Here is a 7674-nt window from a genome sequence, read left to right as displayed (position 1 = left end):
CCGCTACGAAGCGACCGTGCTGGTCGCAGCCATCAACGAGTGGCTGTGACCAGCACTTTCACAACAGACCCTAGGGCAAGAGCCCGCGAGGCATCTTCAGAATCATCTGTTACTCGCCTGGTCGACGAGGGACCACCGGCCCACGACGCGGTCCCTCCCGCCGGATCCCGGCTCCTCCCAAGGAATCCACGGGCCCGACGCCGCAGCCGACCCTCCCTTCGACCTCGTTCGGGCTTCGCCTGCGACGTGTCCCCGCGTGAGCGTGCAGCGTCATCAGCCAGAGGGCGGCAGCCGCCGGGCACCGGTTCGTTGACGTGCGCAGCGCGTTCAGCGGCCACGAGATCTGCCCGGGAGACGCGTGGATCCACAGCACGCGTATCCCCATGGACGAGAGTTACCACCCCAACAGCAAGGGTCGGCAGTACGGCTACTTGCCCTCCTTCACGCGATCGCCTGACCGCGTCGCTCCGACGGCGGGCGGCTTTCCCGCCCGCCGTCGGGCCCCGCTCCCGCTTGGCCGCGGGCGCGGATCACGGCCTCTCAGTCCCGTTCCCGGATCCGGAGCGAGAGGGTGGCGAAGGGCGCCAGGTTCCAGGTGGACTCCTTCGCGCCCTGGCGCACCGCCTCCTGCCCGGTGGGCCGCTCGTCCAGCCGGACGGGCACGAGGAGCGTGTCGGCCGGGACGTGGACCCGGGCCTCCGACGCCACCGGGGTGGGGTTGCCGAGACGGAGGATCAGCCCGTCGCGGTCCTCGGCAGGCTTGAGTGCCGTCAGCAGCGCGCCCTCGACGCGGATAGCGCCGGAGGACGGTTCGGCGGTGGTTCCCGGCCGCAGCTGCCAGGCGCGCAAAGGCGTACGGAAAGCGGCGGCCAGGCAAGTGAGACCGGTGTCGGTGGCGACAGCCTCCCCGAGGGCGAGCGCGAGGTCGAAGCTCTGCGGGCCCTGGCATTGGGCTTCGGGGGTCGCGAGCATCGGGCCGGCTCCGGTGGTGCGGCTGCGCAGGTCGAAGCGGGAGAGCCAGCCCACGGACCTCAGCAGGGTGACCGCGATCTCCTGCTCGGCTCCGGTCGCCGTCTCCTCGCCGGCGAGTGCCCGCATCTCGGGCAGGCCGGGGGCCAAGAGGGCCGTGCGGTCCGTGCCCCGCCCGACCGCGCCGAGGCTCTGCACGGGGGCGGAACCGCAGACGGCTTCGTGGCCGCGTTCGGTGGGCAGGGGTCCGAGATCGGGGCGGACCGGGCGTTCGATCAGACTCCACTGTCCGTCGCCGGTCCAGGTGTCCGCTCCATGGGGGGTGGGCGCGTGGAAGCGCAGTCGGTGGTCCCGCGCGGTGTTGTCGAGGGCGATGTGCCAACGCAGCAGCGGATCACCGTGCCAGTGTGCGACCTCGATCCGGACCGGGACCGCTGCGGTCCGCTCGCTGCGGCTCGTGCGGTCAGGGGTGATGCCGACGGGGAGGTCGAGTACGGCGTCGAGTTCCAGGACGGTGCGTACGGCCGAGGTGCGGGTGCGGGACGCGACCAGCAGGGGGGTGATCACGGTGTCCTGCTGGGGCGGGTCGTAGTTGTAGGTGTCGCCGCTGTCGCCTCCGTCGGTGAGCAGGCCCAGTCCCGCCAGCTCGCTGCCGTCGGCGCGGGCCAGGGTCAGCGAGGCGTCGTCGGCCGCGGTGAGGTCGCCGCCCCAGGGCGCGGGGATCGTACGGGCGTGGGGGACCGTCCTGGCGACGGCGCCGTCGGCCGGTGCGTCGCCGAGCCGGACGTGCAGGACGGTCCGGCCGAGGCCGGGCACTGCCGGGACGTTCAGGTGGAGGCGGTGGCGGAGTGCGGGGCGGGAATCGGGCAGCAGGTCGAGGTCGGCCTCGAAGGCCGTCTCGACGCCGAGAGCCTCGGCCTCGAACGGGACGGGGTGGCCGTCCGGGGCCGTGACCGCGACGGGGTGGCGCCCGGGCGCGGTGAGGAGGTCGACCGTGACGGGGCCGCCGGCGCCGTCCGGGTGGGGGTTGAGCACGGCGAGGTCGGTGTGGTCGTGGGCCGGGTCGCCATAGGCGCGGACGTCGAGTCCGGAGGCGAGCAGGGCACGGCTGACGACGTGCTCGCCCAGTTGGTGCACGCGCTCGTAGCGGACGGCGTTCTCGCGGTGCACCTCGTCCACGCTGCACCCGCACAGCGAATCGTGCGGGGCGTTGCGCAGGAGCAGTTCCCAGGCGTGGTCGAGGTCGGCGCGCAGGGTGAGGTCGTCGGGTGCGTGGAGGGCGAGCGCCGGTTCGGCCCAGCGCTCCAGGAGGTTCTGGGCGGAGGCGTTGGCCTGCTTGAGGTAGGTACGGGCAGAGAGGGTGCCGGGAAGGATGAAGGTCAGGTACCCCGCGGGTTCGCGGAGTTCGCCCTCGACGACGGGCAGCGGGTCGCCGTGCGACGCACGGGTGTCGGCCGCGGCGCGGGCCGCCGCGAAGAAGTCCTCCAGGGTGCTCTCGTGGAGCACGGCGCCGGTGGCCGCCGCGCCGCCCGCAGCCTCGCGAATGCGTGCGCCCGGCCCGGAGGGCGCGAGGTGGTCGCCGCCGTTCATCAGCAGCCACGGTCCGTGGGGCAGACGGGCGTGTTCGGTGCGGAGGAAGCCCCCAAGGCGGTCGGCGGCGTCGGGGCCGGCGGGCCCGTCGGCCCAGAGGACCTCCGCTCCGTGGTAGCCCTGGTTGACCGCGAAGACCTCGGAGCCGTCGGGAGAGCGCCAGCGGAAGCGGGCCACGCCGTCGGGGGCGCCGCGCCAGACCAGGGCGGTGTCCATGCCGAAGCCGCGCAGCAGCCGGGGCAGGTCGGCGGGGTGGCCGAAGGCGTCCGGGGAGTAGCCGACGCCGGCGAGGGTGCCCGGGGCCAGGCGGCGGGCGGTCAGCAGGTTGCGTATCAGGTTCTCGCCGGACACGAGCTGGTTGTCGGCGAGGACGTGCCACGGGCCGAGGGTCAGGCGGCCGGCGCGCGCGTGGTCCCGCAGGCGCTCGGCGAGGTCGGGGCGGAGGGCTTCGACGTCGGCGAGGACGATCGTCTGGCCGTCGAGGTGGAAGGACTTCATCCGGCCGTCGTCGAGTTCGGCGCAGACGCGTTCGGCGAGTTCGACGAGGCGGGCGCGGAAGGCCTCGAAGGGGCGGTACCACTCGCGGTCCCAGTGGACGTGTGTGACGACGTGGCACTCGGGGGCCGCGTCGGCCACTGCCGTGCGGGGCCCGGGGTCGCCGGCGGGAACGGGGACGCCTGGGAGGGTGGTGCTCATGCGGTGGGCTCCTCTGCGGTCCGGCGGGCGACCGGGGTCGGTGCGTGCGGGGACGGTACGGGCGGGGGCGGTGCGGTGAGCTCGGGGGTCGCCTCGGGGCCGGACGTCGCCTCGGGTCCGCGTGCCGCCGCGGTTCCGGGCGCCGCTGTCCGCTCGGGTTCCACCGCGCCGGACAGGGGTGCAGCGGCCCGGGGCAGGGCGGCGGCGAAGCGTGCGGTGATAGCCGTCGGTCGGGTGATCGCGCCGCCGACCACCACGGCGTGCGCGCCGAGTGTCAGGACGCGGACTGCTTCCTCCGGAGTGCCGACGCGGCCCTCGGCGATGAGGGGAACGGCGAGGACGGCGGCGAGTGAGGCGACGAGTGCGAAGTCGGGGCCGTCCGGCGGCGTGCTGTACGCGGTGTAGCCGGAGAGGGTGGTGGCAACGGCGTCGGCGCCCGCCGCCGCGGCGGCCACGCCCTCCTCGTGCGTCGAGACGTCGGCGAGCACGCCGATCCCGAGGCGGTGCAGCGCCTCGATCGTGTCCGCGAGGCTCAGGCCGTCCGGGCGCGGCCGCCGGGTGGCGTCGATGGCCACGAGATCCGCGCCGGCCTCCGCGACCCGGCGGGCGTGCTCCAACGTCGGGGTGATGTAGACACCGTCGTCGCCGTCCTTCCACAGTCCGATCACCGGCACCGCGACGGCCTGCCGTACGGCGGCGACGTCCTCGGGCCCGTTGATCCGGACGGCCGCGGCCCCGCCGGCCACGGCGGCCCGCGCCATCCGGGCCATGATGTCCGCGCCGTGCAGGGCCTCACCGGGCAGCGCCTGGCAGGAGACGACCAGCGATCCGGCCAGGTCACGCAGGGCGGCCGTGGTCCTGGCGGGGTGGGAGGTACGGGTGGGGGGCACCGGGTCCCTTTCGGTGATGGCGGTGGTCACGGGCCCGGCGGGCGTCACGCGCCCGGCAGGCGTCGCGGTGTCAGGCATGGGCGCCGTGGGTCGTGCGGGCGGGCCGGCCCAAGGCACGCTGGACGCGATCGGCCAGTGTCACGGCCAGGTCGCCCCATCGCATGGCGGTGTCCGCCGGAGCTGCGTCGGGCAGCATGATGGTGGTCGGGTCGCCGAGCAGACGGGCCGCGGCGGTGTGCAGTGCGTGCCGGTCTGCGGCGTCCGCCGGGTCCTCGGGTCGGACGTCCAGTTCGGCGGCCCGCCGTCCGGTGAGCGCCCCTGCGCCGGCGAGCAGCTGCACGGCCGCGAACCGGGGATCGCCGGGTGGGACGTCGAGGGTCCAGGCGAGCGGTACGCCGTGAGCGGCCAACTGCCCTTGGAGCAGGGTCAGCTCGCGCCGTTCGCCCACGATGCGGGCCGGGGGGAGAGCGCGTGCGCACGACCGGGCGGCCAGCGCTCCGGCCGCCTCGCCCACGGCCCATTCCCCGTGGTGCACGCGGTAGGCGGAGGCGGCGACCTGGGTGGCAGCCAGGTTCTTCGCGGCGGCCAGCAGATTGTCGGGTTCGGCGGCGACCAGCGAGGAGAGCGGCACCTGGAACGGGGCCGTGGGGGCGTACGCACTGGCAGGGTGGCCGACTCTGCTGTGGAGGTCCATGTGGTACATCGCGAGGCCGCCGGAGTCGGGGCGATTCGCGGCCCGCGCCCGGCCGGGGATCGGCTCCAGGTCCTGCTGACGGACGGGGGTCGCGGTCCGCAGCCGGCGTGACTCGCGCAGGTAGGGTTCTTCGGCGTAGCCGTCGGGGGTGCCCGCGATGTGGGGGGCGAGGGTCAGTCCCGGGTAGCCGTGGCCGCCGTCGTCGCGGGGGCACTCGGTGCGCAGCCAGTGCAGGAAGGCGGCCGAGAGACGCTTGGCCTCGGTGTACGCCTCTTCGGGGTGATCGACGGAGGAGCGGTCGGCGTAGTCGTTGCCCGCCCAGTTGATGAGGGCCGCGTCGGGGCCGCCCAGTACCGCGCCGTCGCGCAGCCGCCGGTAGGTCCAGAACGGCGGGTGGCCGTCGGGGCCTTGCTCGAACATCCGGTAGCGGTGGACGCGGTCGTCCCAGCCGGCGATCTCCAGGGTGAACGGCTGGCCGTCACGCCACCCTTCGTACCCCTCCGGCGCGGATCCGACCGGCGCGCACGGGGCCCCTTCCGGGACGTGTTCGACGACGAAGCCGACGGTGCAGGACTGCACCGCGTCGGGGCGGGGGCCGCCGGGCAGGGCCAGCGGCTCACCGTGGGCGTCGCGCCCCTCCGAACCGACCACCCAGGGGGCCCCGGCCAGGGGAAGCAGGTCGCCCGCTTCGGTGGCGTCGCAGAACACCTCGGCGAACAGTTCCACGACGGGCGCCGCGGCTCCGTCGGCGTGCAGCCGTACGGAGGTGAGGCGCCGGCCCTCGCGCCGTACCGCTCGTGGGGCGACACCGGTGAGGATCGTCAGCCGGCCGGAGGCGACGTGCGGTGCGAGGAGGGCCTCGATGGCGTGCTCGGCGGCGGCGGGCTCGAAGCAGAGCCTGCTGACCCAGCCGCCGCCGGGGTTGGCGAGGCCGTCGTACCGGGCGCGTATGAGGTCGCGGAAGGCGCGGTAGGAGGCGGAGACGCCTCCTGTCTCGACGTGGGGGTGCTCGTCGAGGGCGGGGACGAGTTGGGTGGTGGCCTGGCCCCCCAGTCGGTGGTGACGGGCCGCGAGGACGACACCGCGGCCGGCGCGGGCCGCGGCGAGGGCGGCGGCCACGGCACCGAGGCCGGCCCCGATGACGGCGACATCGGTGTGGAGGGCGCGGACGTCGGGGGCGGGCTGGTTCACCGGGTCTCCTCGGCGGTCGTGGTGGAGGGGGCGGCGACGGTCACGCCGGCTGTCGGAGCCGCGGAGCCGGTGGTGACGTCGAAGTCGGCCTCGAAGGTGCGTCGCCACGGCAGGCGTACCGATCCGGGTGTGATCCGGGCGTGGAAGCCGGGGAGCTCCTCGGCGTACCGCGTCAGGCCGGTGGCGAGCCGGTCGAGGAGCGGATGGCCGTCGGGGACGTGGTCGTGCCGTCCGGGGGTGCTGCCGAGTGCGGCGCGGAGCTCGGCACGCACCCCTGTCATATATCCCCGGTCCTCGATGAACCGGTGCGCGAGCAAGTCGAGCTGGGCGCGCTCGTCGCACCGGCCCGCCCGGCGGGCGGCGACGGCGGTGACGGCGTGGGCGACGGCCGTGCCGAGGGTGTTGCCGGCCGTGTTCCATCCGGCGTAGGACATCAGCCGGTGGGCCAGGCCGGTCCGGAGCAGCGCGTCGACGAGGAGTGGGTCGGCCCCGTTGGGCTGGGCGCAGTCGGCGACCGCGACGTCCTGGCCCGCGCGCAGGAGTTCGGCCGCGCGGTCGGCGAGCGCTCGGGCAGCCTGTGCCGCGGTGGCGGAGCGCTTGGTGAGGGGTTCCACGGCCCAGTCGCCGTCCCCGTCCGGGGTGTGGACCAGCAGGTGCAGGTCGGGGTCGGGGCCCGTGTGGACGGTGGCGCCGCACGCTTCGATCTGACCGGCCGCGGTCCGGCCGACGGGGATGTTCTCGTACGGGGCGACGCGTGCGAGTCCGTGCGGGTCGACGGCCTCGATCCGTACGGTGACGGGTCCGCCGTCCAGCAGGTCGAGCAGCGTGCGGGCGACGAGCGTGGCGGTGGCCTCGTCGGCGCCGGGGCGGACCGACACCCGGTCCTCGGTCTCGAGGCGGGTGCGCCAGAGCCGGAGCTGCTGGAGTTCGGCGGTGGCCAGGGCCCAGGAGGCGGTGTCGTCGGCGCCGACGACCAGGCTGTCCAGGACGCCGGCGGCCGCGAGTTCGAGCGCGGTGAGGTTGAGGGCGTGGTTGCGCAGGCGCCGCCGGACGAAGTCCGAGCGAACGGTCGCGGGTACGGCGGCGCGGGCGGCGGTCAGCTCGTCCGGGTGGGAAGCAGTGGGCTTTTCTCCTCGGTGGAGTTCGGCGGAGAGGTGGTGGAGCGCGGGGCCATGGGGGTCCCAGTACTCCGGCTCCTCCATCGCGTCGTCGGAGTCGGGGGTCCGGGTGACGAGCGTGACGGCGTGTACCGGAGTACCCGCCGCGGCGATCTCGGCTAGGACCTGCCAGCGCGCGGTGACCTCGGCGACCGTACGGGGCTGCGTGCGCGAGGCGATGAGCCCGCCGTGCCCGAGCGTCTCCAGACTGACCACCGCGGCGTCGGCGTTCGACGCGGCCCTCACCAGCCAGCCGCCAAGTGCGTCGACGTCGCCCGGTTCACGCAGCCGCGGCATGAGCGCGGCGGGAGGCAGCAGCACTTCGGCCCCGGCCACGGCGGCGATCTGCGCGGGCAGCCGGGAGCAGGCGGGGCGCTCGTCGAGCGGGAGCAGGGCGACGCGCAGGGGCTGGCGCGCGGGGGCGGTGCTCACGGGAGTTCCTCGTCCTTCGGGTCGTACGGGGGCGGTTCCGCGGTGGTCGTCGGCC

Annotated in this window: 4 protein-coding genes; all 4 read right to left on the bottom strand. The window is 75.0% G+C overall.

What is annotated here, in order from left to right; genetic code table 11:
- Positions 1 to 540: 540 nt before the first annotated feature.
- The 4 genes from IE245_RS32295 to IE245_RS32280 all read right to left on the bottom strand — a co-directional run bounded on the left by IE245_RS32295 (position 541) and on the right by IE245_RS32280 (position 7619).
- On the bottom strand, positions 541 to 3255 hold the full coding sequence (locus IE245_RS32295) for a glycoside hydrolase family 38 N-terminal domain-containing protein (RefSeq protein ID WP_189954171.1): 2715 nt from the start codon (positions 3253 to 3255) through the stop codon (positions 541 to 543).
- Positions 3252 to 4145: an N-acetylmannosamine-6-phosphate 2-epimerase gene (locus IE245_RS32290; RefSeq protein WP_308436644.1), complete on the bottom strand. Its 894-nt coding sequence runs from the start codon at positions 4143 to 4145 to the stop codon at positions 3252 to 3254. The genes IE245_RS32295 and IE245_RS32290 overlap by 4 nt, the downstream gene beginning before the upstream one ends.
- 70 nt (positions 4146 to 4215) lie before the next feature.
- The gene (locus IE245_RS32285) at positions 4216 to 6030 is read right to left on the bottom strand and encodes an FAD-dependent oxidoreductase (RefSeq protein ID WP_189954167.1); all 1815 of its coding nucleotides are present in this window, start codon (positions 6028 to 6030) and stop codon (positions 4216 to 4218) included.
- Entirely contained in the window at positions 6027 to 7619 is a 1593-nt protein-coding gene (locus IE245_RS32280; protein WP_189954165.1) for a DUF4127 family protein, read from the bottom strand. The genes IE245_RS32285 and IE245_RS32280 overlap by 4 nt, the downstream gene beginning before the upstream one ends.
- Positions 7620 to 7674: the final 55 nt, after the last annotated feature.

It is taken from the genome of Streptomyces roseolus, from assembly GCF_014649855.1.
Classification (GTDB): Bacteria; Actinomycetota; Actinomycetes; order Streptomycetales; family Streptomycetaceae; genus Streptomyces; species Streptomyces roseolus.
This window is presented reverse-complemented; position numbering and strand designations above follow the sequence as displayed.

Excerpts from the sequence above, each read along its gene's own strand:
- IE245_RS32295 (WP_189954171.1), bottom strand. The coding sequence starts at position 3,255 with ATGAGCACCACCCTCCCAGGCGTCCCCGTTCCCGCCGGCGACCCCGGG.